38 protein-coding genes and 1 pseudogene are annotated in these 25,628 nt (G+C 62.7%); 1 reads left to right on the top strand and 38 read right to left on the bottom strand.

Annotated elements, in window-relative coordinates:
• Positions 1 to 19: 19 nt before the first annotated feature.
• The 8 genes from N5A92_RS08815 to N5A92_RS08780 are packed head-to-tail and all read right to left on the bottom strand — an operon-like array spanning position 20 to position 6,751.
• Positions 20 to 814, bottom strand: coding sequence for an ATP12 family chaperone protein (locus N5A92_RS08815; RefSeq protein ID WP_260901870.1), 795 nt, complete (start codon positions 812 to 814; stop codon positions 20 to 22).
• Between the two features lie 57 nt (positions 815 to 871).
• Positions 872 to 1,855 (bottom strand): RluA family pseudouridine synthase, encoded by a 984-nt coding sequence (locus N5A92_RS08810; RefSeq protein ID WP_260901868.1) that lies wholly within the window; start codon positions 1,853 to 1,855, stop codon positions 872 to 874.
• Between the two features lie 60 nt (positions 1,856 to 1,915).
• The gene (locus tag N5A92_RS08805) at positions 1,916 to 2,254 is read right to left on the bottom strand and encodes a DUF190 domain-containing protein (RefSeq protein ID WP_260901865.1); all 339 of its coding nucleotides are present in this window, start codon (positions 2,252 to 2,254) and stop codon (positions 1,916 to 1,918) included.
• Positions 2,251 to 2,679 (bottom strand): fluoride efflux transporter CrcB, encoded by a 429-nt coding sequence (gene crcB, locus N5A92_RS08800; protein ID WP_260901863.1) that lies wholly within the window; start codon positions 2,677 to 2,679, stop codon positions 2,251 to 2,253. Before crcB (N5A92_RS08800) ends, N5A92_RS08805 begins: the two co-directional genes overlap by 4 nt.
• Positions 2,676 to 3,062: a fluoride efflux transporter CrcB gene (gene crcB, locus N5A92_RS08795; RefSeq protein WP_260901862.1), complete on the bottom strand. Its 387-nt coding sequence runs from the start codon at positions 3,060 to 3,062 to the stop codon at positions 2,676 to 2,678. The genes crcB (N5A92_RS08800) and crcB (N5A92_RS08795) overlap by 4 nt, the downstream gene beginning before the upstream one ends.
• An 18-nt stretch (positions 3,063 to 3,080) precedes the next feature.
• Positions 3,081 to 3,914: an aspartyl/asparaginyl beta-hydroxylase domain-containing protein gene (locus N5A92_RS08790; RefSeq protein ID WP_260901861.1), complete on the bottom strand. Its 834-nt coding sequence runs from the start codon at positions 3,912 to 3,914 to the stop codon at positions 3,081 to 3,083.
• A gap of 37 nt (positions 3,915 to 3,951) precedes the next feature.
• Positions 3,952 to 5,274, bottom strand: coding sequence for a replication-associated recombination protein A (locus tag N5A92_RS08785; RefSeq protein WP_260901860.1), 1,323 nt, complete (start codon positions 5,272 to 5,274; stop codon positions 3,952 to 3,954).
• A gap of 4 nt (positions 5,275 to 5,278) precedes the next feature.
• On the bottom strand, positions 5,279 to 6,751 hold the full coding sequence (locus N5A92_RS08780) for a DegQ family serine endoprotease (RefSeq protein ID WP_260901859.1): 1,473 nt from the start codon (positions 6,749 to 6,751) through the stop codon (positions 5,279 to 5,281).
• A gap of 223 nt (positions 6,752 to 6,974) precedes the next feature.
• Here N5A92_RS08780 and N5A92_RS08775 point away from each other — a divergent pair.
• Positions 6,975 to 7,324: pseudogene (locus tag N5A92_RS08775) on the top strand (DMT family protein).
• A gap of 92 nt (positions 7,325 to 7,416) precedes the next feature.
• On the opposite strand, the gene rplQ reads toward N5A92_RS08775, so the two are convergent.
• The 30 genes from rplQ to rpsG all read right to left on the bottom strand — a co-directional run bounded on the left by rplQ (position 7,417) and on the right by rpsG (position 25,619).
• On the bottom strand, positions 7,417 to 7,848 hold the full coding sequence (rplQ, locus tag N5A92_RS08770; protein WP_260901856.1) for a 50S ribosomal protein L17: 432 nt from the start codon (positions 7,846 to 7,848) through the stop codon (positions 7,417 to 7,419).
• 40 nt (positions 7,849 to 7,888) lie between these two features.
• Positions 7,889 to 8,899 (bottom strand): DNA-directed RNA polymerase subunit alpha, encoded by a 1,011-nt coding sequence (locus N5A92_RS08765; protein ID WP_260901854.1) that lies wholly within the window; start codon positions 8,897 to 8,899, stop codon positions 7,889 to 7,891.
• A gap of 98 nt (positions 8,900 to 8,997) precedes the next feature.
• Positions 8,998 to 9,387: a 30S ribosomal protein S11 gene (rpsK, locus tag N5A92_RS08760; protein ID WP_260901852.1), complete on the bottom strand. Its 390-nt coding sequence runs from the start codon at positions 9,385 to 9,387 to the stop codon at positions 8,998 to 9,000.
• A gap of 127 nt (positions 9,388 to 9,514) precedes the next feature.
• The gene (gene rpsM / locus N5A92_RS08755) at positions 9,515 to 9,883 is read right to left on the bottom strand and encodes a 30S ribosomal protein S13 (protein WP_260901850.1); all 369 of its coding nucleotides are present in this window, start codon (positions 9,881 to 9,883) and stop codon (positions 9,515 to 9,517) included.
• 188 nt (positions 9,884 to 10,071) lie between these two features.
• Entirely contained in the window at positions 10,072 to 10,656 is a 585-nt protein-coding gene (locus N5A92_RS08750) for an adenylate kinase (RefSeq protein WP_260901849.1), read from the bottom strand.
• Complete coding sequence (gene secY / locus N5A92_RS08745; RefSeq protein ID WP_260901848.1) at positions 10,653 to 11,993, bottom strand: preprotein translocase subunit SecY; 1,341 nt, start codon at positions 11,991 to 11,993, stop codon at positions 10,653 to 10,655. Before secY ends, N5A92_RS08750 begins: the two co-directional genes overlap by 4 nt.
• Before the next feature lie 205 nt (positions 11,994 to 12,198).
• Complete coding sequence (rplO, locus tag N5A92_RS08740) at positions 12,199 to 12,669, bottom strand: 50S ribosomal protein L15 (protein WP_260901847.1); 471 nt, start codon at positions 12,667 to 12,669, stop codon at positions 12,199 to 12,201.
• Between the two features lie 19 nt (positions 12,670 to 12,688).
• Positions 12,689 to 12,889 carry a 50S ribosomal protein L30 gene (gene rpmD, locus N5A92_RS08735; RefSeq protein WP_260901846.1) on the bottom strand — a complete coding sequence of 67 codons (201 nt, stop codon included), beginning with the start codon at positions 12,887 to 12,889 and terminating at the stop codon, positions 12,689 to 12,691.
• 39 nt (positions 12,890 to 12,928) lie between these two features.
• Positions 12,929 to 13,489: a 30S ribosomal protein S5 gene (gene rpsE, locus N5A92_RS08730; protein ID WP_260901845.1), complete on the bottom strand. Its 561-nt coding sequence runs from the start codon at positions 13,487 to 13,489 to the stop codon at positions 12,929 to 12,931.
• Between the two features lie 76 nt (positions 13,490 to 13,565).
• On the bottom strand, positions 13,566 to 13,925 hold the full coding sequence (gene rplR / locus N5A92_RS08725; protein ID WP_260901844.1) for a 50S ribosomal protein L18: 360 nt from the start codon (positions 13,923 to 13,925) through the stop codon (positions 13,566 to 13,568).
• Between the two features lie 12 nt (positions 13,926 to 13,937).
• Entirely contained in the window at positions 13,938 to 14,471 is a 534-nt protein-coding gene (rplF, locus tag N5A92_RS08720) for a 50S ribosomal protein L6 (RefSeq protein ID WP_260901843.1), read from the bottom strand.
• 37 nt (positions 14,472 to 14,508) lie between these two features.
• Positions 14,509 to 14,907: a 30S ribosomal protein S8 gene (rpsH, locus tag N5A92_RS08715; protein WP_260901842.1), complete on the bottom strand. Its 399-nt coding sequence runs from the start codon at positions 14,905 to 14,907 to the stop codon at positions 14,509 to 14,511.
• Positions 14,908 to 14,920: 13 nt separating this feature from the next.
• Complete coding sequence (gene rpsN / locus N5A92_RS08710) at positions 14,921 to 15,226, bottom strand: 30S ribosomal protein S14 (protein WP_260901840.1); 306 nt, start codon at positions 15,224 to 15,226, stop codon at positions 14,921 to 14,923.
• A gap of 27 nt (positions 15,227 to 15,253) precedes the next feature.
• Complete coding sequence (gene rplE, locus N5A92_RS08705) at positions 15,254 to 15,811, bottom strand: 50S ribosomal protein L5 (RefSeq protein WP_260901838.1); 558 nt, start codon at positions 15,809 to 15,811, stop codon at positions 15,254 to 15,256.
• Positions 15,804 to 16,118, bottom strand: coding sequence for a 50S ribosomal protein L24 (rplX, locus tag N5A92_RS08700; protein WP_260901837.1), 315 nt, complete (start codon positions 16,116 to 16,118; stop codon positions 15,804 to 15,806). Before rplX ends, rplE begins: the two co-directional genes overlap by 8 nt.
• Before the next feature lie 11 nt (positions 16,119 to 16,129).
• Positions 16,130 to 16,498 carry a 50S ribosomal protein L14 gene (rplN, locus tag N5A92_RS08695; protein WP_159590042.1) on the bottom strand — a complete coding sequence of 123 codons (369 nt, stop codon included), beginning with the start codon at positions 16,496 to 16,498 and terminating at the stop codon, positions 16,130 to 16,132.
• 58 nt (positions 16,499 to 16,556) lie between these two features.
• On the bottom strand, positions 16,557 to 16,799 hold the full coding sequence (gene rpsQ / locus N5A92_RS08690) for a 30S ribosomal protein S17 (RefSeq protein ID WP_252409869.1): 243 nt from the start codon (positions 16,797 to 16,799) through the stop codon (positions 16,557 to 16,559).
• 11 nt (positions 16,800 to 16,810) lie between these two features.
• Positions 16,811 to 17,011 (bottom strand): 50S ribosomal protein L29, encoded by a 201-nt coding sequence (rpmC, locus tag N5A92_RS08685; protein WP_159590046.1) that lies wholly within the window; start codon positions 17,009 to 17,011, stop codon positions 16,811 to 16,813.
• Positions 17,012 to 17,022: 11 nt separating this feature from the next.
• Positions 17,023 to 17,436 carry a 50S ribosomal protein L16 gene (gene rplP / locus N5A92_RS08680; protein ID WP_260901833.1) on the bottom strand — a complete coding sequence of 138 codons (414 nt, stop codon included), beginning with the start codon at positions 17,434 to 17,436 and terminating at the stop codon, positions 17,023 to 17,025.
• 24 nt (positions 17,437 to 17,460) lie between these two features.
• Positions 17,461 to 18,162, bottom strand: coding sequence for a 30S ribosomal protein S3 (gene rpsC / locus N5A92_RS08675; RefSeq protein WP_260901831.1), 702 nt, complete (start codon positions 18,160 to 18,162; stop codon positions 17,461 to 17,463).
• Entirely contained in the window at positions 18,162 to 18,551 is a 390-nt protein-coding gene (gene rplV, locus N5A92_RS08670) for a 50S ribosomal protein L22 (RefSeq protein WP_260901829.1), read from the bottom strand. The genes rpsC and rplV overlap by 1 nt, the downstream gene beginning before the upstream one ends.
• A 2-nt stretch (positions 18,552 to 18,553) precedes the next feature.
• The gene (rpsS, locus tag N5A92_RS08665; protein WP_159590054.1) at positions 18,554 to 18,832 is read right to left on the bottom strand and encodes a 30S ribosomal protein S19; all 279 of its coding nucleotides are present in this window, start codon (positions 18,830 to 18,832) and stop codon (positions 18,554 to 18,556) included.
• A 16-nt stretch (positions 18,833 to 18,848) separates the two neighbouring features.
• Entirely contained in the window at positions 18,849 to 19,685 is an 837-nt protein-coding gene (gene rplB, locus N5A92_RS08660; RefSeq protein WP_260901827.1) for a 50S ribosomal protein L2, read from the bottom strand.
• A gap of 20 nt (positions 19,686 to 19,705) precedes the next feature.
• Positions 19,706 to 19,999, bottom strand: coding sequence for a 50S ribosomal protein L23 (locus N5A92_RS08655; protein WP_260901825.1), 294 nt, complete (start codon positions 19,997 to 19,999; stop codon positions 19,706 to 19,708).
• Entirely contained in the window at positions 19,996 to 20,616 is a 621-nt protein-coding gene (rplD, locus tag N5A92_RS08650; protein ID WP_260901823.1) for a 50S ribosomal protein L4, read from the bottom strand. Before rplD ends, N5A92_RS08655 begins: the two co-directional genes overlap by 4 nt.
• Positions 20,616 to 21,347, bottom strand: a complete 732-nt coding sequence (gene rplC / locus N5A92_RS08645; protein ID WP_260901821.1) for a 50S ribosomal protein L3 — start codon at positions 21,345 to 21,347, stop codon at positions 20,616 to 20,618. The genes rplD and rplC overlap by 1 nt, the downstream gene beginning before the upstream one ends.
• Before the next feature lie 75 nt (positions 21,348 to 21,422).
• Positions 21,423 to 21,731, bottom strand: a complete 309-nt coding sequence (gene rpsJ, locus N5A92_RS08640; RefSeq protein WP_007066362.1) for a 30S ribosomal protein S10 — start codon at positions 21,729 to 21,731, stop codon at positions 21,423 to 21,425.
• A 63-nt stretch (positions 21,732 to 21,794) separates the two neighbouring features.
• Complete coding sequence (gene tuf, locus N5A92_RS08635) at positions 21,795 to 22,970, bottom strand: elongation factor Tu (RefSeq protein WP_260901783.1); 1,176 nt, start codon at positions 22,968 to 22,970, stop codon at positions 21,795 to 21,797.
• 60 nt (positions 22,971 to 23,030) lie between these two features.
• Positions 23,031 to 25,121, bottom strand: a complete 2,091-nt coding sequence (gene fusA / locus N5A92_RS08630) for an elongation factor G (protein WP_260901811.1) — start codon at positions 25,119 to 25,121, stop codon at positions 23,031 to 23,033.
• Positions 25,122 to 25,148: 27 nt separating this feature from the next.
• Positions 25,149 to 25,619: a 30S ribosomal protein S7 gene (gene rpsG / locus N5A92_RS08625; protein WP_252409610.1), complete on the bottom strand. Its 471-nt coding sequence runs from the start codon at positions 25,617 to 25,619 to the stop codon at positions 25,149 to 25,151.
• Positions 25,620 to 25,628 lie beyond the last annotated feature (9 nt).

The raw sequence follows: 25,628 nt of genomic DNA, 5'->3' as shown, positions 1-25,628 counted from the left end.
ATCCACCATTCGCTATCTATTAGTAGCCGCTCATCGCCTTCAAGAGCGCGACGGCGCCCATCATGTCCCGCTTGCGTGCCGCACGCCGCGCGGCAGCCTCGGCATCCTCACCCCATTGGGAGATGTTCCAGTCCTCGTCGACATGGGCCGCCTGCCAAGCGGCCTCGGCGTCGACGGCACCGGCATCGAGCGCCAGTGCCAGGAGTGCCGAACCTGTCAGCGTGGTCATCACATGCAAGGCGGCGAGCCTGAGCGGCTCACGGCGCGGACGCAGGTAGGCACCGACGGCGGCAATGGTCTGGCGCGGCTGCTCCACATGCATCACCCCCTCGGCCAGAACGAAGCGCACACCAAGCTCCGCCTCCGCCCAGTCGAGCACCGGGTCCCATGCCTCCGCCTGCAGCGCCACCAAGCGCTCGGGTGCCTCAGCGCGGTAGCACAGGAGATCACTGGAGGCGTAGCGCAGGATATCCTCGGCGACCACCTGTGTGTCGCTCGCCACCCCGTCGATCGCAGTGTTGACGAGCCGTGTGACGGGCATGGTCATCGGATCGATCTCCTCGCCCTGCGCGTCATACTCCCGGGCGACCAGATGCGCGGCCTGTTCGTTCGGCAGCACTACATGCGCGCCAGCCGGCGTGCGCACTGCCCGCTCGTCCAACAGGACCTTAAACGCCTCACCCTCCTCGGTCACCGCCACCTTGGCATAGAAGCGCTTCGGCAGCGGCGCACGCATCTGCTTCTGCGCGCGGCGTACCGGATCGGGGTCGGAAACACGCGGGTCGTTATCGAGATCGTTCAGAATATCACGCATGGCACTCATATAGGCGGTAGGCGGTGGGCCGTCACCTCAAGAAGGGTAAAACCCTCGTCACTCGGCATCTTCGTCCGCCGCTTGGTCGAAGCCGAGCAGATTCCAGCTCTGCTGCATGTGTGGTGGAAGTTCGGCCGTGACATCGATCATGCCACCATCCGGGTGTGGGATGACGATGCGGCGGGCGTGCAGGTGCAGCCGGTTCTGGATGCCACCTGGCAGCTCCCAGTTCTGATCCGCCTCGAAATATTTCGGGTCGCCGATGATTGGGCAGCCGATGGAGGCAGCATGTACACGCAACTGGTGGGTACGACCAGTGAACGGCTCCATATGCAGCCAGGAAAGCGTCGTGCCGGCCTTCTCGACCACCTGGTAGCTCGAGACCGCATGGTCGGCATCCGGCTCGCCATGGCGCGCCACGCGTACGCGATCCCCATCAGGCGTCTGCTCCTTCACGAGCCAGGTGGAGATACGATCTTGCGCCTTCTTCGGCACGCCCTTCACCAGCGCCCAATAGATCTTCTTCGTCTCGCGCCCACGGAAAGCTTCGCCGAGCCGTACGGCGGCAAGCCGCGTGCGCGCCACGACGAGCACACCGGAGGTATCGCGATCCAGCCGGTGCACCAGCCGCGGCTTCTCGCCCTTCTTGCTGCGCCAGGCTTCCAGCATGCCATCGACATGGCGGCTGACGCCGGATCCGCCCTGCACGGCCAATCCCGCCGGCTTGTTGAACACGAAAACCTTCTCGTCCTCGTGGAGCAGCATCTGCTGGAGCACTTCGCCGTCGCCGCGGTCGCGGATGGTGCGCATGGTCGCCGGCGCACCTTTGCGGTCGATGCTCAGCGGCGGCACGCGGATTGTCTGGCCCGGCTGCACCCTAGTGTCTGCCTTGGCGCGCCCGCCATCGACGCGCACCTGGCCGGTGCGCAGGAGCTTCTGCAACTGCCCGAATCCAAGGCCCGGATAATGGACCTTGAACCAGCGGTCGAGCCGCATGCCCGCCTCGCCGCTTTCCACCGAAATCTGCTCTACGCCTGCCATGGCTCCAGTCATCATCGCTTCGCTCGGCCCGGCAGTATTTCCGCGCCACGCGCTTTCAGCTCATTCGCCGTTCGTTCCATATTGCAGGACCTGAACTTTCTCCAGTGTAATCAGGCCGCTCGTCATGATCGTTTCCAGCACCGGCAGAAAGGCCTCAATCTTCTCCTCACTGTCGATGATCTCGATCACCAGCGGCAGATCCTCCGAAAGGCGAAGTATCTTGGCGGTGTGCAGGCGGCTGGAATGGCCGTAGCCCATCGCACCGCGCGAAACAGTGGCCCCGGCGATCTCCATCTCGCGGGCCTTGAGCACGATCACCTCGTAGAGGGGACGGCCGTCCGCCCTGTCGTCCTCGCCGATGAAGATGCGCAGCAACTGCGCCTGCTTTGGTACTTTCATCGCTCAGATCCTCTCAACCGGTTGAGGCGCATTGCAAGTATGTGGCCGAGCCAGACGGCGGCAAGCCATGACGGGACGGAAATCGCGACGTTGAGTCCCGCTGCAGTCAATTCCCCTGTACGCGCCAGCAGAAGGGTTTCCAGATTAAACATGGAGAAAGTCGTCAGCCCTCCGCAAAATCCGGCCATGAAAAACTGGCGCTGATGTGGGCCAGCGAAAACACGGCCATCGGGGCCGGTCAACGTTGCGTAAAAGCCTATGAGGAAGGAACCCGCCACATTCACGAGCAAAGTGGCCAGAGGAAACGCGCCTGCCCACAGGCCCGCGCTGCCAAACGAAGCAAGCGCACGCAAAACACTGCCGATCATGCTGCCTGCCGCGACCGCCGCATAGAGCAGAAACGTGTCGCGCGTCCGCCCCTTCATAGGCTTTCGCCGCCGATCCAAAGACCGGCCAAAGCAAGGCCGAGGGCAGCGGCAGCGAGCGTGAGTGAGACCGAGAGGAGCATGTTACCGCCGGCGCGCAGCCAGCTCCCCTCCCTTGCCAGCGCCAGCGTCTGCAGGCTGAAGGAGGAAACGGTCGTATAGCTGCCGAGGCCGCCAGTGATTACGAAAGCCCAGACGGCCGGCATGTCGTAGCGCATCACCGCGTCCGCGACGACGCCGATGGCAAAGCCCCCCGTCACATTGACCACCATCGTCCCCCAGGGAAAGGTCTCGCCGAAACGGCGTCCGACGAAACCTGACAGAAGGAAACGTGCCAACCCGCCGAAGGCGGCGCCGACGCAGACGAGAAACAGATGGTACATGCCCTTCGCCTCGCCAGCCTATCCCGCCGGCGCATCGCCCCGCGGCTTCGCGCCAATCATGATCCAGTTCTTGTAGAATACCGCCTTCACCCCATCCACCAGCAGCGAAACGAAACGCAATAGGGCGGAAAGCAGGCGTGGCACCGGCGAGGGGCGGATAACGTCCATGAAGACGCAGTAGCGCCGCCCGTCATACTCGTTCACTGAGCGGTGCAGAAGCGTGTCATCGAAGATGAAGAGCGGGTTTTCGTGCCAATAGTGCTTGATGTCGCCGCATTCGATAAAAACCTGGTCCGTCTTCACTGGCATCAGATTGTAGAGCACGCGCAGGGTGAGCCTCAGCGGGCCGAAATGAAGCGATGTCGATTCCCGGCCGCTGAAGACGGAAACGGCGATCGTTCTGATATATTTGTAGCGGCGCGTGAAGGCCGGCACGTTGTCGATGTGCTGCTTGCCGTACCACTGATAGACGTACATGCCGCGCCGGCCGCTTTCAAATTTGGCGTCGATATCGGCGATGATTTCGTCTCTGCGTTCCTGGAAGACCGCCAGAACCTCTTCCACCTCCCGCCGATATTCCTCGGGGAACTGGTCGAGCTGCCACACACCTCGATTTCGATAGGAAACCAAGTCGATAAGGAGATTGAAAGGCGAAAGAAGCCAGGTAAACAGGCCATTGCCGAGAAAATAGCGGCTGAAGAGGCCAGCATTCCTTTGGTCGTTGCGCAGCACGTCGATGATGCCGCCCAGGAGATAAAGGAGGGTGATAATCGGGATGAAATAAAGTCCAACCGCCACCACCGCCGCAGCAACGAGTCCCTTGCGCAATATCTTGATGGATTTTTTATTCATAGTCTCGCTCAATGACTGATTGAAAAAGAACGTCTGATCACGTGTTGCCTCCTGCCCTTTCGCGCCTCAGCTTCGACCAGTAGTCGAGCCTTTTGCGAATCTCACGCTCAAATCCGCGCTCTGGCGGATCGTAGAAGGTTTTCCGCCCCATGGCCTCGGGAAAATAATCCTGCCCCGAGAAAGCCTCGGGCGCATCGTGGTCGTACTGGTAACCGTCGCCGTAGCCCGTTTCCTTCATCAGCCTTGTCGGCGCGTTGAGGATGTGCTTCGGCGGCAGCAGTGAGCCATGCTCCTTGGCCGCCGCCATGGCCGATTTGAAGGCCGTGTAGGCGGCGTTGGATTTGGGTGCTGTGGCGAGATAGATGCAGGCTTGGGCGAAGGCGAGTTCCCCTTCGGGAGAGCCCAGATAGTCGTAGGCGTCCTTGGCGGCATTGGCGATCGCCAGCGCCTGCGGGTCGGCCAGGCCGATGTCCTCCACCGCCATGCGCACCAGCCGCCGGCCGATAAAAAGCGGATCCTCACCGGCATCGAACATGCGACAGAGATAATAGAGAGCAGCGTCAGGATCCGAGCCGCGAACCGACTTGTGCAGGGCGGAGATGAGATTGTAATGCCCGTCTTGCCCCTTGTCGTAGACGGGTGCACGGCGCTGAACGATTCTTTGTAGGGCGTCGGCATCGAAAACCTCGCTGTCGCGAGCCGCCCGCCACGCCTCTTCCGCCAGGCTCAGTGCCGCACGTCCGTCCCCGTCGGCCATACGCAAGAGCACCGCCCTCGCCTCCTCGTCAAGCGGCAGCGGGCGGCCTTCCGCCGCCTCTGCACGTTCCAGGAGACGCGCCAGGCTCTCGCTCTCGAGCGGATGAAAAACGAGCACGCGGGCGCGCGACAGGAGGGCGGCGTTGAGCTCGAAGGACGGGTTCTCCGTGGTGGCGCCCACCAGGATCACCGTGCCATCCTCCATCACCGGCAGGAAAGAATCCTGCTGGGCCCGGTTGAAGCGGTGGATCTCGTCGACGAAAAGCAGCGTCTGACGGCCTTGGCTACGACGCAGGCGGGCAGCCTCAAACACCTTCTTCAAGTCGGCCACGCCGGAGAAGATGGCCGATATCTGCTCGAAAGCCATCGACGTCTCGCCGGCAAGCAGCCGCGCGACAGTGGTCTTGCCCGTGCCGGGCGGCCCCCAAAAGATGAGTGAACCGAGCGAGCCGGAGCGGATCATGCGCGTAAGCGAGCCCTCCTCGCCGGTCAGGTGCTCCTGTCCGACCACCTCGTCCAGGTGTCCAGGGCGCAGGCGGTCGGCCAGCGGCTTGGCGATGTCGGCCGCTGCCTGAGGCTCACTCCTGTCGAACAGATCGCCCATGATCCTAGAACCGCAGTGTCTGGCGGATTATGCGTCCATGGCGCTCGATGGTGAACTGCCACCAGCGTCCACCGCTCTCAGCAACGGCCTTCATCTGCTCTACCTTGGTGATTTCCTCGCCGTTCAACTCGCGCACGACATCGCCTGGCCTCAAGCCTACGCCGGCGGCGGGCGAATTGCGTGCCAACGCGACGATGACGACGCCGTCGCGGTTGATATCCAGCCGCAGGCGCTGTGCAAGCGCCGGTGAAAGCTCGGCGATGCGCGCTCCGGCGAAGGGACCGTCACCGCCGATCTCAACCTCGCGGCCGCTTCCCTCCGGCGCCCGCGCGATAGGCATCGCAAGCTCAAGCTCGCTCCCCTCGCGCAGCACCTTGAGCTGCGCCGTCTCGCCCACCGGCACGGTAGCGAGCCGATAGTCCAGCTCCTCCGGCGTATCTACGGCCTTGCCGTTGACGGCGACCACGACATCGGCGGCCTCCAGACCAACTTCGGCAGCCGGGCTCTCTGGTGCGATGTTGGTGACGAGCGCGCCGGCTGGCCGCTCCATGCCGAGCGCCTCCGCGATATTCGGCGTCACGCGGTCGAAGCTCGCCCCCACATAGGGACGCTCGAAATAGTCCGCGCCGCTCCTGGCTGCCTCCACCACCGCGCGCACGATATTGGCGGGAATGGCAAAGCCGATGCCGTTGGAGCCGCCCGAACGGCTGTAGATGGCGGTGTTGATGCCGACCACCTCACCGCTCATATTGATGAGCGCACCGCCGGAATTGCCGGGGTTGATGGCCGCGTCGGTCTGGATGAAGAAGCCGAAATCGGAAATGCCGCTCGGCGTGCGCGCGAGCGCCGAGACAATGCCACTGGTAGTCGTCTGTCCGACGCCGAAGGGATTGCCAATGGCAAGCACGAGGTCGCCGACTTCGAGCGCCTCCGAATCGCCCAGCCTTGCCGCAGGGAACGGCTCCGAACCCTCAACCTTCAGCACCGCCAAGTCGAGCCCCTCGTCCTTGAGCAGGATTTCACTCGAAAACTCCCGCCCGTCGGCCATCGCGACCTTCACCTCGTCCGCCTCGCGGATGACGTGATAGTTCGTCACGACGAGGCCGGAGGGATCCACCAGCACGCCCGAGCCGAGCGAGGAGCGCAGGCGTGGCGGCATCTGCGGGAAGTTGAAAAAGCGTTCAAAGAAGGGGTCGCCCGCAAAGGGCGAGCGCGCTTCCACCCGTGCCGACGCGTAGACATTGACCACCGCCGGCGCCGTCTCACGCACCAGCGGCGCGAAAGAGAGCTGGATTTCCTCACGGCTGAAGGGAACGCGTCGCTGGTCTCCTTCTGTTTCAGCCTGCGCACCGCTTTCACTGCCGCGCAGAAGCCTCGAAAGAGGGTCGAGCAATGAGCCTGTCTGCCCATCTTGAGCGTGAACCGGGCCGACAAGGGCAAAGACGAAGAGCAAGCGGAGAAGGAAACTGCCTTTCATGGGGATCCCTGGAGCTTCGAAGGCCGCATCTTTCACACAGGATTGTGCACAAGAAAAGGCTTTGAGGCGGCCGCTGCCCGGCTCTCACCGGGAGCGCCTACGCAGCAAGAATGCAGATGAAGGCCGAACGCAGATAAGCTAATAAACCGCTGCTACGCCCCTCCGAATTATCCAGAGCGGCTCTCCCGCCGTCTCCCGGCATCCGAGGCTATCGAGGTCTTCCATGGTCCTGCCCTATCTGACGCCTGTTGCCCTGCTCGCGATCTCCAACATCTTCATGACCTTCGCCTGGTACGGTCATCGAAGTTCGGCAGCAAGCCGCTCTTCCTGGTCATCCTGGCGAGCTGGGGGATCGCCTTCATCGAATATTGCTTCGCCGTGCCTGCCAACCGTTACGGCCACACCGTCTACAGCGCCGCAGAACTCAAGACCATGCAGGAGGTCATCACGCTCTCGGTCTTCGCGGTCTTTTCGGTGGTCTATCTGGGCGAGCAGCTTACGATCAACCATGCCATCGGTTTTGCGCTCATCTGCCTCGGCGCCGTCTTCATCTTCGAGGGGCCGATCAGGTAGCGAGCCGTTCCCGCCGCCTCATGTGTGCACCTCCGCACAGCAAAAAGGGGCCCGTAGGCCCCTTTGAACTCTCCACATCAGCGGCCGTCGAATTATGCCGCCTCGACTTCTTCCGCCGGGGTCTCGGCCTCGGTGCGGGCGCGGTCGGCAGCACCCTTGGCCGCGACGTCCCGGTCGACGAACTCGATCACGGCCATGGGCGCATTGTCGCCATGGCGGAAGCCGGCCTTCATGATGCGCGTGTACCCGCCATTGCGCTCGGCATAACGTGGGGCGAGCGTATCGAACAGGCGGCGCACCAGGGCTTCGTCGCGGATGGCGGCGATGGCCTGGCGGCGGGCGTGAAGATCGCCACGCTTGCCGAGCGTCACCAGCTTCTCGACGATGGGCCTGAGTTCCTTGGCCTTGGGCAGCGTCGTGACGATCTGCTCATGCTCGATGAGCGAGGCCGACATATTGGCGAACATGGCCTTACGGTGGCTTGATGTCCGGTTCAGCTTGCGGCCGGATTTTCCGTGACGCATGGCTAGTCTCCTTCAAATCCCACGGGCGCTGCCCGATGGGTCAATACTGGTCTTCGTAGCGCTTGGCGAGCTCTTCAATGTTGTCTGGCGGCCAGTCCGGCACTTCCATGCCGAGGTGGAGCCCCATCGAGGCGAGCACTTCCTTGATTTCGTTGAGCGACTTGCGGCCGAAGTTCGGCGTACGCAGCATCTCGGCTTCCGTCTTCTGGATCAGGTCGCCGATATAAACGATGTTGTCGTTCTTCAGGCAGTTGGCCGAGCGTACGGAAAGCTCCAACTCGTCCACCTTCTTCAGCAGAGCCGGGTTGAAAGCAAGCTCGGTAACCTGCTCCGCCGGAACCTCCTTCTGCGGCTCCTCGAAGTTGACGAAGAGGCCGAGCTGGTCCTGCAGGATGCGGGCGGCGAAAGCCACCGCGTCCTCGCCAGTGATCGAGCCGTCGGTTTCCAGCGTCATCGTCAGCTTGTCATAGTCGAGAACCTGGCCCTCACGGGTGTTCTCAACCTTGTAGGAGACCTTTTTGACCGGCGAATAGAGGCTGTCGACCGGAATGAGGCCAATGGGTGCATCCTCGGCACGATTACGGTCCGCAGGCACGTACCCCTTGCCCGCATCGACCGTGAACTCCATGCGGATCTCGGCTTCCTGATCGAGCGTGCAGATGACGTGGTCGGGGTTGAGGATCTCGACATCGCCCACGGTCTGGATGTCGCCAGCGGTGACGGCGCCAGGCCCCTGCTTACGCACGACCATGCGCTTCGGCCCGTCGCCTTCCATCTTGATGGCGATTTCCTTGATGTTGAGCACGATGTCCGTCACGTCCTCGCGCACACCGGCGATGGAGGAGAACTCGTGCAGCACGCCGTCGATCTGCACCGCCGTGACGGCGGCACCTCGCAGCGAGGAAAGCAGCACACGGCGCAGCGCGTTGCCCAGCGTCAGGCCGAAGCCACGTTCCAGCGGCTCGGCGACGAGGGTCGTCTGCGTATTGTTTTTTGACGTGAACTCGATCTTGTTGGGTTTGATGAGTTCTTGCCAGTTTTTCTGGATCATGAGGCGTTCCTTCCGTTACCCCGCCACCATCCAATCGTGGCGGGCGCTCTGGAAACCGCAGAGGAGCGCTTTATGCGCTCATACGGCGATAATTCCTGTTAGACCCGGCGCTTCTTGCGCGGGCGACATCCGTTATGCGGAATGGGGGTCACATCTCGGATGGAGGTAATGGTGAAGCCCGCCGCCTGCAAGGCGCGAAGGGCCGATTCACGACCCGAGCCGGGGCCGGAAACTTCAACCTCGAGCGTACGCATTCCGTGCTCGGCCGCCTTGCGGGCGCAATCCTCGGCCGCCACCTGCGCGGCGAAGGGGGTGGACTTGCGCGAGCCCTTGAAGCCCTGCGCACCCGCCGACGACCAAGCAATGGCGTTGCCCTGGGCATCGGTAATGGTGATCATGGTGTTGTTGAAGGTCGAGCTGACATGAGCGACCCCCGATGAAATGTTCTTGCGCTCACGACGGCGAACGCGCGCGGCTTCCTTGGCCATGGTTTTCCTTTCGAACGATCTCTACACCGCCGTAATTCCAGCGGCTCCACCTGGGAATGAATAGACAGCAGTGAATAGCGAGCAGAGAAGCCCTATTCGCTACTCACTACCTCACCATTCACTCAATTTACTTCTTCTTACCGGCGATCGGCTTTGCAGGCCCCTTGCGCGTGCGCGCATTGGTGTGCGTGCGCTGGCCGCGGACGGGGAGCGAGCGACGATGGCGCAGGCCGCGGTAGCAGCCGAGATCCATCAAGCGCTTGATGTTGATCGATACCTCACGGCGCAGATCACCCTCGACCCGAAAGTCGCGGTCGATCGTCTCGCGGATTGCGAGCACCTCGGCGTCGGTGAGTTCGCTCACCCGGCGCTCGTCCGGAATGTTGACCTTGGTGACGATATCACGGGCGAGCCTCTGCCCAATGCCGTGAATATACTGCAGCGCGATCACCACGCGCTTGTTGGTCGGAATATTGACGCCAGCAATACGGGCCACGTCGGCTCTCCTTAGTTCTTCCTGCCACCCTGCCGGCGGCGCTTTTGACCTGCGACCGGACAAGACGAAAGCGCCCGGCCCGGCCATCGATTTTTCCTGACCGGCACCGACCGCTCTGACATTCAAGCGAATTGGCGCCGTCTTTGACGGAATCGCCGGGAAAAGTCAACTCCCCGGGCGATGTTCTTTCAGATCGAACGCAAAACCTTTTCGATCTTGGTCGTAACGTCCTCGATGCTGACCATGCCGTCGACGGTGTGGAGCCTTCCCTTGGCATAGTAGTAGCCGATCAGCGGGGCCGTCTTCTTGTAATATTCACGCAGCCGTTCCTCGAACACGACCGGATTGTCATCCTTACGCACCGGCTGGCCTGCGGATTTCGTTTCTTCCGCCCGCTTGGCGATCCGGCCGATCAACGCCTTGTCGTCGACGGCCAGTTCGATCACCGCATCGAGCTTCAGTCCCTTTTCGTCGAGCATCGCCTCGACCGCATCGGCCTGTGCCAGTGTGCGCGGATAGCCGTCGAGAATGAAGCCGTTCGCGCAGTCGGGCTGGTCGATCCGTTCCGCGACGATGGCATTGACGATAGCGTCCGACACCAGTTCCCCGGCGTCCATGACGGCTTTCGCCCGCTTGCCGACGTCGGTCCCGGCGTTCACTGCCGCACGCAGCATGTCGCCGGTCGATAGCTGCGGAATGCCGTATTTCTCGACGAGCCTTTGTGCCTGGGTCCCCTTCCCCGCCCCTGGCGGCCCAAGAAGTATAAGCCTCATCGTCCCCTCTTGCCTCCCCGGAGCTTCGATTTCTTGATCAGTCCCTCATACTGATGCGCGATCAGGTGGCCCTGAACCTGCGCTACCGTGTCGAGCGTGACGCTGACGACGATGAGCAGCGACGTGCCGCCGAGATAGAAGGGCACGCCGGTCGCCGAAATCAGAAACTCCGGAAGCAGACACACCAGCACGAGATAGATGGCGCCGACCACGGTGATACGGGTCAGTACGTAGTCGATATATTCAGCGGTACGCTCGCCCGGACGGTAACCTGGGATGAAGCCGGAATGCTTCTTCAACTGGTCGGCCGTGTCCTTCGGGTTGAAGACGATGGCCGTATAGAAGAAGGCGAAGAAGGCGATCAGCGCGGCGTAGAGCACCATGTAGAGCGGCTGGCCATGACCCAGCGTCGCAAGCAGTGAGCCGGCCCAGGCGGGAAGCTGCGTCGTGTCGGAAAAACCGGCCACGGTGGCAGGCAGGAGAAGCAGCGAGGAAGCGAAGATCGGCGGGATAACGCCGGCCGTGTTGAGCTTCAAGGGCAGGTGCGAAGTATCGCCCTGGAACATGCGATTGCCGACCTGGCGCTTCGGATACTGGATCAGAAGCCGCCGCTGCGCGCGCTCGAAGAAGACGATGACGCCGATCACGACGATGGCAAGCACGATGATCGCCAGGATCAGACCAGTCGACATCGCGCCGGTACGGCCGAGTTCCAGCGTGCCGCCGATGGCTGACGGCAGGCCGGCGACGATGCCGGAGAAGATGATGAGCGAGATGCCGTTGCCGATGCCGCGCGCGGTGATCTGCTCGCCGAGCCACATCAGGAACATGGTGCCGCCGACCAGCGTGATGACGGCGGAAAGACGGAAGAACCATCCGGGATCGGTGACGATGTTCGCTCCGCCTTCAAGCCCCACGGCAATGCCGTAGGCCTGTACGGTCGCCAGAAGCACCGTTCCATAACGGGTGTATTGGTTGATGACCTTGCGGCCCTGCTCGCCTTCCTTTTTCAGCTGCTCCAGCGAGGGCACGACCGAGGTCATGAGCTGCATGATAATGGAGGCCGAGATGTAGGGCATGATGCCGAGCGCGAAGATCGCCATGCGCTCCACCGCGCCGCCGGCAAACATGTTGAACATGCCCAGAACGCCGCCCGACTGCTGCTGGAATGCCTGCGCAAACGCCTCAGGATTGATTCCCGGCATCGGGATATAGGTGCCGAGGCGATAGACCAGCAGCGCGCCGAGCGTGAACCAGATACGCTTCTTCAAATCCTCGGCCTTGGCGAAGGCCGCGAAATTGAGGTTGGATGCAAGTTGCTCGGCTGCCGATGCCATAAAGAATTCTCCGCTCCGTCACACGCCCCATGCGCGACCAGGAAAGGTGGATGCAGGCTTACCCGCCGTCAGCGGTCAAGTCCAGAAGGATCCCGTGTGACCAAAGCACCCAGAGACGCCCGCCCCGCGGCGGATCGCGCCACCTCGGGAAATAGGCCCTAGGCAGCGAACTTGCAAGCGGCGGAAGCCCGCCGCCAGAGCCGCGTTACTCCGCGGCCTTCTCCGGCAGCTTGACCGAACCGCCGGCCTTCTCGATCTTCTCGATCGCCGACTTGGAGGCGCCGGCGACGTCGAGCGTCACCTTGGCCTTCAGTTCGCCGCCGCCAAGCACCCGCACACCGTCCTTGGCGCGGCGGATGACACCGGCCTTGACCAAAGCTTCGGTATCGATGGTGGCCTTGGCATCGAGCTTCTTGGCGTCGATGGCAGCCTGGATGCGACCGATGGAGACCTCGTTGAAGTCCTTGCCGAAGATGTTGACGAAACCGCGCTTAGGCAGGCGCCGGTAGAGCGGCATCTGGCCACCCTCGAACCCCTTGATAGCCACGCCCGAGCGGGACTTCTGACCCTTCACGCCGCGCCCGCCGGTCTTGCCAAGGCCCGAGCCGATGCCCCGGCCGACGCGCTTGCGCGAATGGGTCGCGCCTTCCTGATCCCTGAGTTCGTTGAGCTTCATTTTTCCGTTCCTCGGTTCCTCAGGCCTCGTCGACGACGCGCACGAGGTGCTGCACCGTGGCGATCATGCCGCGCACGGAGGGCGTATCCTCCAGCGTCGAGCGGCGATGCATTTTGTTGAGCCCCAGGCCGATCAGCGTCGCGCGCTGCTCCTTGGGGCGGCGGATGGGGCTACCGATCTGCTCGACCGTGATCGTCTTGCCCTTCTTCTTCTCAGCCATCTTCGTCATTCCTTGAGCTCAGGGCTTGCCGCGCGCGGCCTACTCTTCCGCGCCGACGGCCACGCTGCCGCGGCGCGCCTGCAGGGTCGCATACTTGATGTTGCGCTGGGCAGCCACATCCTTGGGATGCATCTGGTGCTTCAGCGCGTCGAAAGTGGCGCGCACCATGTTGTAGGGGTTCGCCGAGCCAAGAGACTTGGCGACCACGTCCTGCATACCGAGCGTTTCGAAGACGGCGCGCATCGGGCCGCCGGCGATGATGCCCGTACCGGGCTTGGCAGCGCGCAAGAGAACGCGGCCGGCGCCGTGGCGGCCCTGCACGTCGTGGTGCAGTGTACGTCCGGCGCGCAGCGGCACGAAGATCATGTCGCGCTTGGCGCTCTCGGTTGCCTTGCGGATTGCCTCCGGCACCTCACGGGCTTTGCCGTGGCCGAAGCCGACGCGGCCCTTTTGATCGCCGACGACGACGAGAGCGGCGAAGCCGAAACGGCGGCCACCCTTGACCACCTTGGCGACGCGGTTGATGTGAACGAGCTTGTCGACGAACTCGCTGTCACGCTCTTCGCGATCGCGGCGGTCGTCCCTGCGGGGCTGTGCCATTGTCCTTGTCCTTGTTCTTTTCCGGTAGCACGGGGTTGATGATAACTACGGGCGCCTTCCGCGCCCGAAGCGGTGTTTAGAACTCCAGACCGCCCTCGCGAGCGGCGTCGGCCAGCGCCTTGACGCGGCCGTGATAAAGATAGGCGCCACGGTCGAAGACGACCTTCTCAACGCCCGCCTTCTTGGCACGCTCGGCGATCAGCTTGCCGACCGCACTCGCCGCATCCGTGTCGGCGCCGGTCTTGAGCTTGCCCTTCAGATCCTTCTCCAGCGTGGAGGCGGCGGCAAGAGTGCGCCCCTTCACGTCGTCGATGACCTGAGCATAGATGTTCTTCGACGAGCGATAGACCGAAAGCCGCGGCTGCCCATTGGCAACCGACTTAAGCTTGCGGCGAACGCGCCCGGCGCGTCGCGTAACGGATACCTTCGACACCATGGCTTATCGTTCCTACTTCTTCTTGCCTTCCTTACGGATGATCGTCTCATCCGCGTATTTCACGCCCTTGCCTTTATAAGGCTCGGGCCCGCGGAACTTGCGGATCTCCGCAGCCACTTGGCCGACCACCTGCTTGTCGACGCCCGAAACGACGATCTCCGTCGGCTTCGGTACGGCGATGGTGATGCCTTCCGGCGCCTCGTAGTTCACCTCATGGCTGTAGCCCAGCGAGAGCTGCAGCTTCTTACCCTGCATTGCCGCACGGTAACCGACGCCGTTGATCTCGAGACGCTTCTCGAAACCGCCCTTCACGCCGTTGACGATGTTGGCGATCTGGGTGCGCGACATGCCCCACCTGGAGCGCGCCGCCTTGGACTGGTCGCGCGGATCGACCGCGATCGCCCCGTCCTCCAGCTTCACCAGGACCTCGTCATTGACGACGAAGGTCAACTCGCCCTTCGGTCCCTTGGCCGTAACCGTCTGGCCATCAACAGTGGCCGTCACGCCCTCCGGCACGGGGACCGGCTTCTTGCCTATACGAGACATTGTCTTGTCCTCGTTGTTCTTGGTCAGCCTCTGCAGATCAGAAGATCTGGCAGAGAACCTCTCCGCCGACGTTCTGCTCACGTGCCTGGTGATCGGCCATCACGCCTTTCGGCGTGGAAAGAATGGCGACGCCAAGACCGTTGGCAACGTTGGGAATCGACTTCACGGACACATAGACGCGACGGCCGGGCTTGGAAACCCGCGCGATCTCGCGGATCACGGGCGCGCCTTCGAAATATTTCAGCTCGATCTCGAGTTCCGACTTGCCGTTGTCGTAGTCGACCTGGCTGTAATCACGGATATAGCCTTCCGCCTTCATGACATCGAGCACGCGCGTACGCAGACGCGAGGCCGGCGAAGAAACGGTATTCTTCTTGCGCCCGATGGCATTGCGGATGCGGGTCAGCATATCGCCGAGAGGATCGTTTACGGACATCTTAATGGCCCCCTTACCAGCTCGACTTGACCAGGCCCGGGATCAGGCCGTTATTGCCGAGTTCACGAAGCGCGATACGCGACATCCTGAGCTTGCGATAGTAGGCGCGCGGACGGCCCGTCACATCGCAGCGATTACGAATGCGCGTCTTCGACGAGTTGCGCGGCAGTGCAGCAAGCTGAAGCTGCGCCTTAAAGCGCTCCTCCATAGGCTGCGTCTGATCCATGATGGTGGCCTTCAGCGCCGCGCGCTTCGCGGCATAACGATCCACCAGCTTACGGCGCCTCTTGTTCTTCTCGACTGCGCTAACTTTTGCCATTTGGAATTTCCTTGTTCTCGCCTGCCGTTACTGCCGGAACGGGAAGTTGAAGGCTTTCAGAAGTGCCCTCGCCTCGTCGTCGGTCTTGGCGGTCGTACAGACGATGATGTCCATTCCCCAGATCTGATCGACCTTGTCGTAGTTGATCTCGGGGAACACGATGTGCTCCTTCACGCCCATGGCAAAGTTGCCGTGGCCGTCGAAGCTCTTGGGGCTCAGGCCCCGGAAGTCACGCACACGCGGCAGCGCCACGTTCACGAGCCGATCCAGGAACTCGTACATGCGGTCCTTGCGCAGCGTCACCTTGGCGCCGATGGGCATGCCCTCGCGCACCTTGAAGCCGGCGATCGACGTGCGCGCCTTCGTCACGACCGGCTTCTGGCCGGCGATCAGCGCCAAGTCTTCCGCTGCGACGGTCGGCTTCTTGGAATCGCCCGTCGCCTCGCCGACACCCATATTGATGACGACCTTGTCGATGCGCGGAACCTGCATCTCGTTCTTGTACTTGAAAGCCTCGAGGAGCTCCTTGCGGATCGCCTCCTCGTACTGCTTCTTCAAGCGCGGCTGATAATCTGCCTTAGCCATCAATCAATTCTCCCGAGCGCTTCGCCACGCGCACCTTCTTGCCGTCCTTCTCGACGCGGAAGCCGACGCGGGTAGGCTTCCCATCCTTGGGATCGGCCAACGCCAGGTTCGACACGTGGATCGGCGCTTCCTTGGTGACGATGCCGCCTTCGGACTGCGCCGACTGCTTCTGGTGCCTGCGCACGAGGTTGACGCCACGCACCAGCGCCTTGTCTTCCTTCGGCATCATCTTCAAAATTTCACCGGTACGCCCTTTATCGCGGCCGGTCAGCACGACGACATTGTCGCCTTTCTTGATCTTCTGCATTTTCCGGCCTCCTAAAGAACTTCCGGTGCCAGCGAGATGATCTTCATGTGGTTCTTGGCGCGAAGCTCGCGCGGAACCGGGCCGAAGATACGCGTGCCCACGGGCTCTTTCTTGTTGTCAACGAGGACGGCGGCATTGTTGTCAAAACGGATCACGCTGCCGTCGGAACGGCGGATGTCCTTGGCGGTGCGCACGACAACCGCCTTCATCACGTCACCCTTCTTCACGCGGCCGCGCGGGATCGCTTCCTTGACCGAGACGACGATGACGTCGCCGACGGAAGCATATTTCCGCTTCGAGCCGCCCAGCACCTTGATGCACATGACACGACGGGCGCCGGAATTATCCGCCACGTCGAGGTTTGTTTGCATCTGAATCATGACTGGCCGCCTTCTTATCTTATTCGGGGGAGCTCATGCTTCCCGGCTTGTTCCAACCTTATTGCGCTTGGGCTTCGTTCACGACGACCCAGCACTTTTCCTTCGAGATCGGGCGCGTTTCCTGGATCAGCACCGTATCGCCGATCTTGCACGCATTGTTCTCGTCATGGGCCTTGTACCGCTTGGAACGACGCACCGTCTTCTTCAGAAGCGGATGCGCGAACCGGCGCTCGACGCGGACGACCACTGTCTTGTCGTTCTTGTCGCTTACCACGGTGCCCTGCAAAACGCGCTTTGGCATTCTCGTTTTCCTCAGGCCTTGCTGCCGGCCGATTTCTCGGCGGCAATTGTCTTGATGCGCGCAATGTCACGGCGAATCTGCTTCACCCGCGCGGTTTTCTCGAGCTGCCCCGTCGCCTTCTGGAAACGGAGGTTGAACTGCTCTTTCTTCAGCTTGGCCAACTCGTCGTCGAGCTGGTCGGGCGTCATCGCCCTTACGTCAACGGCCTTCATGGCGCCTTCTCCTACTCTGCGATGCGCTGGATGAAGCGCGTCTTGACCGGGAGCTTGGCTGCCCCGAGGCGAAGCGCCTCGCGCGCCACGTCGTCGGCCACACCGTCGATCTCGAACATGACGCGGCCAGGCTTTACCCGGCACGCCCAATAATCCACCGAGCCCTTGCCCTTACCCATGCGGACCTCGGTCGGCTTGGAGGTGACGGGCACATCCGGGAAAATGCGGATCCACACCCGGCCCTGGCGCTTCATGAAGCGCGTGATGGCACGGCGCGCGGCCTCGATCTGGCGGGCGGTCACCCGCTCCGGCTCAAGTGCCTTTAGGCCGTAGGAACCGAAATTCAGCTCAGTGCCGCCCTTGGCAATGCCGTGGATACGACCCTTGAACTGCTTGCGGAATTTCGTGCGCTTTGGTTGCAGCATCTTTATCTACTCCAAAATTCCGGCTCAAGCGTTTTCGCGACGGCGACCGCCGCCCTGCTCACCCTCGACAGCACGACGCTCCGAGGCCATCGGGTCGTGCTCCAGGATCTCGCCCTTGAACACCCACACCTTGACGCCGCAGATGCCATAGGCGGTCTTCGCCTCGGCCGTGCCGTAGTCGATGTCGGCGCGCAGCGTGTGCAGCGGCACACGGCCCTCGCGGTACCATTCGATGCGCGCGATCTCGGCGCCGCCGAGACGGCCGGTGCAGCTGATGCGGATGCCTTCGGCACCCAGCCGCATGGCCGACTGCACGGCGCGCTTCATGGCGCGGCGGAAGGCGACGCGGCGCTCAAGCTGCTGAGAGATCGATTGGGCGATCAGCGTCGCGTCAATCTCCGGCTTGCGCACCTCGACGATGTTCAAATGCGTCTCCGCATTGGTCATCTGCGAAACCTTGCGGCGCAGCTTCTCAATATCCGCGCCCTTCTTGCCGATGATAAGGCCGGGGCGCGCGGAGTGGATCGTCACGCGGCACTTCTTGTGCGGGCGCTCGATGACCACCTTGGAGATCGCCGCCTGCTTGAGCTCCTTCTCGATATACTCGCGGATCTTCAGATCCTCGTGAAGAAGCTGGCCATACTCGGCATTGTCCGCGAACCAGCGAGAATTCCAGGTGCGGTTGATGCCGAGACGGAGACCGATCGGATTGACTTTCTGGCCCATTATGCGGCCTCCACTTGTTCTTCGACTTCTCGAACGACGATCGTCAGGTGCGAGAACGGCTTCTCAACGCGGTTGGCACGACCGCGGCCGCGGGCATGGAAGCGCTTCATGACGATCGACTTGCCGACATAGGCTTCAGCCACAACCAGCGCATCCACATCGAGATCGTGGTTGTTCTCAGCATTGGCGATCGCCGATTCCAGCGTCTTCTTCACCGCATCGGAGATACGCTTGCGCGAGAACTCGAGATCCGCGAGCGCAGCCGCGACCTTCTTGCCGCGGATCATGGCGGCGACGAGGTTCAGCTTCTGCGGGCTGACGCGGACCGTGCGCAGGACCGCACGCGCCTCGTTGTCTGCAAGCCTGCGCGGCGCTTTGGCCTTGCCCATTTCTACTTCCTCTTTGCCTTCTTGTCCGCACCGTGGCCGTAGTAGGTACGGGTCGGAGCGAACTCACCGAATTTGTGGCCCACCATCTCTTCGGAGACGAGCACCGGAATGTGCTTCTGGCCGTTATAGACACCGAAGGTCAGCCCCACGAACTGGGGCAGGATGGTGGAGCGGCGGCTCCACATCTTGATGACCTCCTTGCGGCCGCTCTCGCGGACCTTGTCGACCTTCTTCAGAAGAAAGCCGTCGACGAAGGGGCCTTTCCAGACTGAACGGGACACGAGCCGTTACCTTTCCTTACTTCTTGCGCTGATGGCGCGAGCGCATGATGAACTTGTCGGTCGCCTTGTTGGACCGCGTCTTCATGCCCTTGGTGGGCTTGCCCCAGGGCGAAACTGGGTGGCGACCGCCGGACGTACGGCCTTCGCCGCCGCCATGCGGGTGATCGACCGGGTTCATGGTGACGCCGCGGTTGTGCGGACGCTTGCCCAGCCAGCGTTTGCGCCCGGCCTTGCCGAGGCTGATATTGCCGTGGTCCGGATTGGACACTGCGCCGACGGTAGCCATGCAGGAGCCGGAAACCAGCCGCTGCTCGCCCGAGTTCAACCGCAGGATCGCCATGCCTTGGTCACGGCCGACGAGCTGCACGTAGGCGCCCGCCGAACGGGCGATCTGGCCGCCTTTACCCGGCTTCATCTCCACGTTGTGGACGATCGTGCCAAGCGGCATGGTCGACAGCGGCATCGCGTTGCCCGGCTTCACGTCCGCGCCCTGCTCGGAAGCGATCACGCGGTCGCCGACCGACAGACGCTGCGGTGCCAGGATGTAGGACAATTCGCCGTCGTCATAGCGGATGAGTGCGATGAACCCGGTACGGTTGGGATCATACTCCAGCCGCTCGACGACGCCCGAGACGCCGAACTTGCGGCGCTTGAAGTCGATCAGCCGGTACGTGCGCTTATGGCCGCCACCCTGGAAACGCGCAGTGACGCGGCCGGTGTTGTTGCGTCCGCCCTTGCTCGTAAGGCCCTGGGTCAGACCCTTGACGGGCTTACCCTTGTAAAGGCCGGAGCGGTCGACGATGACCAGCTGGCGCGTGCCCGGTGTGACCGGTTTATAGTTCTTGAGTGCCATGTCTTAATCCTCGCGGCCTCTCAAAGACCTGTCGCGATGTCTATCGAATGGCCCTCGGCCAGCGTGACGACCGCCTTCTTGACGTCGCTCTGCCGTCCGATGGTGCCGCGGAACCGCTTCACCTTGCCCTTGCGCACAAGCGTGTTGACGCCCTTGACCTTGACGTTGAACAGCGCTTCCACCGCCGCCTTGATCTCGGGCTTCGTGGCCTTGCGCGCCACGTTGAAGACGACCTGGTTATTCTCCGAGGCCATCGTCGATTTCTCGGTGACCGCCGGGCTGACGATCACGTCATAGTGGCGAAGGTCCGTCATTTGAACCGCTCCTCGAGTGCCTCGACAGCGGCCTTGGACAGGACCAGCGTGCCGCGGCGCAGAATGTCGTAGACGTTGATGCCGTGGACCGGCAGCACGTCGATGTTGGGGATGTTCGCCGCCGCACGCTTGAAGCCCGCGTCGATTTCCGCCCCGCCGATCATCAGCGCGTTGGTCAGCCCCAGCTTGGCGAAATTGTCCACCAGCACCTTCGTCTTGCCGTCCTTCAGCGCCAGATCGTCGATGACGATGATATTGGCAGCCTTGGCCTTGGCCGAAAGCGCATGCTTCAGACCCAATGCCCGCACCTTCTTCGGCAAGTCGTGGGCGTGGCTGCGGACAACCGGCCCGTGCGCCTTGCCACCGCCGCGGAACTGCGGCACGCGCGCCGACGAATGGCGGGCGCGGCCGGTGCCCTTCTGGCGGTACATCTTTGCGCCGGTGCGCGCGATCTCGGCGCGCCCCTTGGTCTTGTGGGAGCCCTGCTGACGCTTGGCGAGCTGCCAGCGCACGACGCGGTGAAGAATGTCCTCGCGCGGGTCGAGCCCGAAGATCTCCTCAGAGAGCTTCAGCTTACCGGCATCCTTGCCCGCAAGGGTGGTTACCTTCAGTTCCATTACTCAGCCCCCTCAGTGGCGGCGGTTTCTTCGGCCTTCACAGCGTCTTTCTTGGCAGCGGCGCGGATGGCCCCAGGCTGCGGCGCATTCTCCGGCAGCGGCGCTTTCACGGCATCGCGCACCATGATCCAGGCCCCCTTGGAGCCCGGCACCGCGCCGCGCACCAGAATGAGGCCGCGGTCGGTGTCGGTCGAAACCACTTCCAGGTTCTGGGTGGTCACCCGATGATCGCCCATGTGGCCGGCCATCTTCTTACCCTTGAACACCTTGCCGGGGTCCTGGCGCTGACCGGTCGAGCCGTGCGAACGGTGCGACACGGAGTTACCATGCGTCGCGCGACCGCCGCCGAAATTGTGGCGCTTCATGACGCCCTGGAAGCCCTTGCCGATCGAGGTCCCCGTCACGTCGACCTTTTGGCCGGCGACGAAGTGATCCGCCGTGATCTCGGCACCAACGTCGAGCAGATTGTCCGGCGACACGCGAAACTCCGCCACCTTCGCCTTGGGCTCGACGGAGCTTGCGGCAAAATGGCCACGCAGCGCCTTCGACGTATTCTTCACCTTGGCGAGCCCCACGCCGAGCTGAACGGCGGTGTAGCCGTTCTTCTCCTCGGTGCGCTGGGCCACGACCTGGCAATTCTCCATGCGCAGCACTGTGACGGGGATATGCTCACCCGCCTCGTTGTAGACGCGCGTCATCCCGATCTTCTGTGCGATAACACCTGAACGCATCGGTTCGATTTCCTTTCAGGCTTCCCGCCGCCGGCCGCTTGGGCCAGCCCGGGCTCCTATCCTCTTGTCTTCCGCCTAAAGCTTGATCTCGACGTCCACGCCGGCTGCCAGATCGAGCTTCATCAGCGCGTCCACCGTCTGAGGCGTCGGATCTACGATGTCGAGAAGACGCTTGTGGGTGCGCATCTCGAACTGCTCGCGGCTCTTCTTGTCGATGTGCGGCGAGCGGTTCACCGTGAACTTCTCGATCCGCGTCGGCAGCGGGATGGGGCCGCGGACATTAGCGCCGGTGCGCTTGGCCGTGGACACGATCTCGCGCGTGGAGGCGTCGAGCACCCGGTGGTCGAACGCTTTGAGGCGGATACGGATATTCTGTCCGTTCATTTTTTCATTCCTCGTTCCGATCGCGGCACGGGCTTCCCCGCGCCGCGCCGGATGCTTGCCTCGTTACTCGGTGATTGCCGCGACGATTCCGGCGCCGACGGTGCGGCCGCCTTCGCGGATGGCGAAGCGCAGCCGCTCCTCCATGGCGATCGGCACGATCAGCTCCACGTCCACCGTGATGTTGTCGCCGGGCATCACCATCTCGGTGCCCTCGGGCAGCGTCACCACGCCGGTCACGTCCGTCGTGCGGAAGTAGAACTGCGGACGGTAGTTGGTGAAGAACGGCGTGTGGCGGCCACCCTCCTCCTTCGTCAGGATGTAGGCTTCCGCCTTGAACTTCGTGTGCGGCGTCACCGAACCGGGCTTGGCCAGAACCTGGCCGCGCTCCACGCCCTCGCGCTCCACGCCGCGCAAAAGCGCACCGATGTTGTCGCCCGCCTGGCCCTGGTCGAGCAGCTTGCGGAACATCTCGACGCCCGTGCACGTCGTCTTCGAGGTCGGGCGGATGCCGACGATCTCGATCTCGTCGCCCACCTTGACCACGCCGCGCTCGACGCGGCCCGTCACCACCGTGCCGCGGCCCGAAATCGAGAACACGTCCTCGATCGGCATCAGGAACGGCTGGTCGATCGGACGCTCCGGCGTCGGAATGTACTGGTCGACCTCGGCCATCAGCGCCCGCACCGCGTCCTCGCCGATCTCCTTGTTGGAGTCCTCGAGCGCGGCAAGTGCGGAACCCTTGACGATCGGAATGTCGTCGCCCGGGAACTCGTAGGACGACAGAAGCTCGCGCACCTCAAGCTCGACCAGCTCGAGCAACTCCGGATCGTCCACCTGGTCGACCTTGTTCAAGAACACCACGATCGCCGGAACGCCAACCTGGCGGGCCAGAAGGATGTGCTCGCGCGTCTGCGGCATCGGGCCGTCAGCGGCCGAAACCACCAGGATCGCCCCGTCCATCTGCGCGGCACCGGTGATCATGTTCTTCACATAGTCGGCGTGGCCCGGGCAGTCGACGTGCGCGTAGTGCCGCGCTTCCGTCTCGTACTCCACATGCGCCGTCGAGATCGTGATGCCGCGCGCCTTCTCCTCGGGTGCGGCGTCGATCATGTCATACGCCTTGAACTCGCCGAAATACTTCGTGATCGCCGCCGTCAGTGACGTCTTGCCATGGTCGACGTGACCAATCGTCCCGATGTTCACATGCGGCTTCGTGCGCTCAAATTTACCTTTGGCCATGTGAGGTCTCCGTTGTTCTTTGCCTATTCAGGCCTTTGTTTCAGTGAGCCCTGCGGGCGATCACGCGAACTTCTTCTGGATCTCCTGCGCCACCGCGCTGGGGACCGGCTCATAGTGGTCGAACTGCATCGTGTACTGGGCGCGGCCCTGGGACATCGAGCGCAGATTGTCGACGTATTTGAACATGTTGGCGAGCGGCACCATGGCGTTGACCACGGTGGCGATACCGCGCGCCTCGGTGCCCTGGATCTGCCCGCGACGGGAGTTCAAGTCGCCGATGACGTCGCCCACATAATCTTCCGGCGTCACCACCTCGACCTTCATGATCGGCTCGAGAAGCTGCGCACCGGCCCTCTGGGCACCTTCGCGGAAGGCTGCACGTGCAGCGATCTCGAAGGCCAGAACGGACGAGTCGACGTCGTGATAGGCACCGTCGATAAGTGTCGCCTTCACGCCCAGCATCGGGAAGCCAGCCACCGGACCCGAGGACATGACGCTCTCGATACCCTTCTGGACGCCGGGGATGTACTCCTTCGGCACGGAACCACCGACGATCTTGGATTCGAAGACGAAATCCTCACCCTCTGGATTCGGCTCGAAGACGATCTTGACACGGGCGAACTGGCCCGAACCGCCGGTCTGCTTCTTGTGCGTGTAGTCGATCTCGGCCGCCTTGGTGATCGTCTCGCGGTAAGCCACCTGCGGCGCGCCGACATTGGCCTCGACCTTGAACTCGCGCTTCATGCGGTCGACGATGATGTCGAGGTGAAGCTCGCCCATGCCGGCGATGATCGTCTGGCCGGACTCCTCGTCGGACTTGACGCGGAAGGAGGGATCCTCGGCCGCCAGGCGGCTGAGCGCCAAGCCCATCTTCTCCTGGTCGCCCTTGGTCTTCGGCTCGATGGCGATCTGGATGACCGGATCGGGGAACTCCATACGCTCCAGGATGACCGGCTTCAGCGGGTCGCACAGCGTGTCGCCCGTGGTCGTCTCCTTGAGACCGGCCAGCGCCACGATGTCGCCGGCATACGCCACCTCCAGGTCGGAACGCGAGTTGGAGTGCATCTGCAGCATGCGGCCGATACGCTCGCGCTTGTCCTTCACCGTATTGGCGAGTGACACGCCCTTGTTCAGGACGCCGGAATAGATGCGGCAGAAGGTGAGCGAGCCGACGAAGGGATCGTTCATGATCTTGAAGGCGAGCATTGACAGCGGCTCGTCGTCCGACGACTTACGCGTCACCTCGCCCTCGGTCTTCGGATCGACGCCTTTGATCGGCGGCACTTCCACCGGCGAGGGCAGGAAGTCGACGACACCGTCGAGCAGCGGCTGCACGCCCTTGTTCTTGAAAGCCGAGCCGCAGAACATCGGGAAGAACTTCACCTCGATGGTGCCCTTGCGGATCAGCTTGCGGATCTCGTCGTTGGACGGCATCTCGCCCTCGAGATACCGCTCCATCGCCGCCTCATCCATCTCGACGGCGATCTCGATCAGCTTTTCGCGGTACTCTTCGGCCTGCGCCTGCATATCGGCCGGAATATCAAGAATATCCCACGCCGCACCGAGGTTCTCCGACTGCCAGACAAGCGCCTTCATCTCGATAAGATCGACGACACCGGCGAAATCGCTCTCGGCGCCGATGGGAAGCTGCATGATGACGGGCGTGGCACCAAGCCGCGTCTTGACCATCTCGGCCGAGCGGTAGAAGTCGGCACCGATCTTGTCCATCTTGTTACAGAAGATCATGCGCGGCACGCCGTACTTGTCCGCCTGGCGCCACACGGTCTCGGTCTGCGGCTCCACGCCGGCATTGGCGTCGAGCAGCGCAATGGCACCGTCGAGCACGCGAAGCGAGCGCTCCACCTCGATGGTGAAGTCCACGTGGCCGGGCGTGTCGATGATGTTGAAGCGGCGCTTCTTGCCGTCACGGCCTTCCCAGAAGGTGGTCGTGGCAGCCGAGGTAATAGTGATACCCCGCTCCTGCTCCTGCTCCATCCAGTCCATGGTGGCCGCGCCGTCATGGACTTCGCCGATCTTGTGCGATTTGCCGGTGTAGAACAGGACGCGCTCGGTTGTCGTCGTCTTGCCGGCGTCGATGTGCGCCATGATACCGAAATTTCGGTAATCTTCGATCTTATAGTCGCGGGCCATCGTAAGTACCTCTTCCTTCCTCTCGCACTACCAGCGGTAATGCGAGAACGCACGGTTGGCCTCGGCCATCTTGTGCGTATCTTCGCGCTTCTTGACGGCAGTGCCGCGATTGTTGGACGCATCCATAAGCTCGCCCGAGAGGCGCTCGACCATGGTGGTCTCGTTACGATTGCGGGCAGCCGTAATCAGCCAGCGGATGGCAAGCGCCTGCCGACGCTCCGGACGCACGTCCACCGGCACCTGGTAGGTGGCACCGCCGACGCGCCGGGAGCGCACCTCGACATGCGGCGCGACGTTGTCGAGTGCCTGATGAAAGATAGTCACAGGCTCCTGCCTGGTCTTTTCCTGCACCTGGTCGAGCGCGCCGTAGACGATCCGCTCGGCGGCCGACTTCTTGCCGTCCAGCATGACGGCGTTCATGAACTTGGTCACAACCGTATCCCCAAACTTCGGGTCCGGGTTGATCTCGCGCTTTTCTGCACGGTGACGTCGGGACATCTTTTTCGT

Source organism: Chelativorans salis (assembly GCF_025336525.1).
Taxonomy (GTDB): domain Bacteria; phylum Pseudomonadota; class Alphaproteobacteria; order Rhizobiales; family Rhizobiaceae; genus Chelativorans; species Chelativorans salis.
Note: the sequence above shows the minus strand (reverse complement) of the source record. Positions and strands in the feature narration are given on the sequence as shown.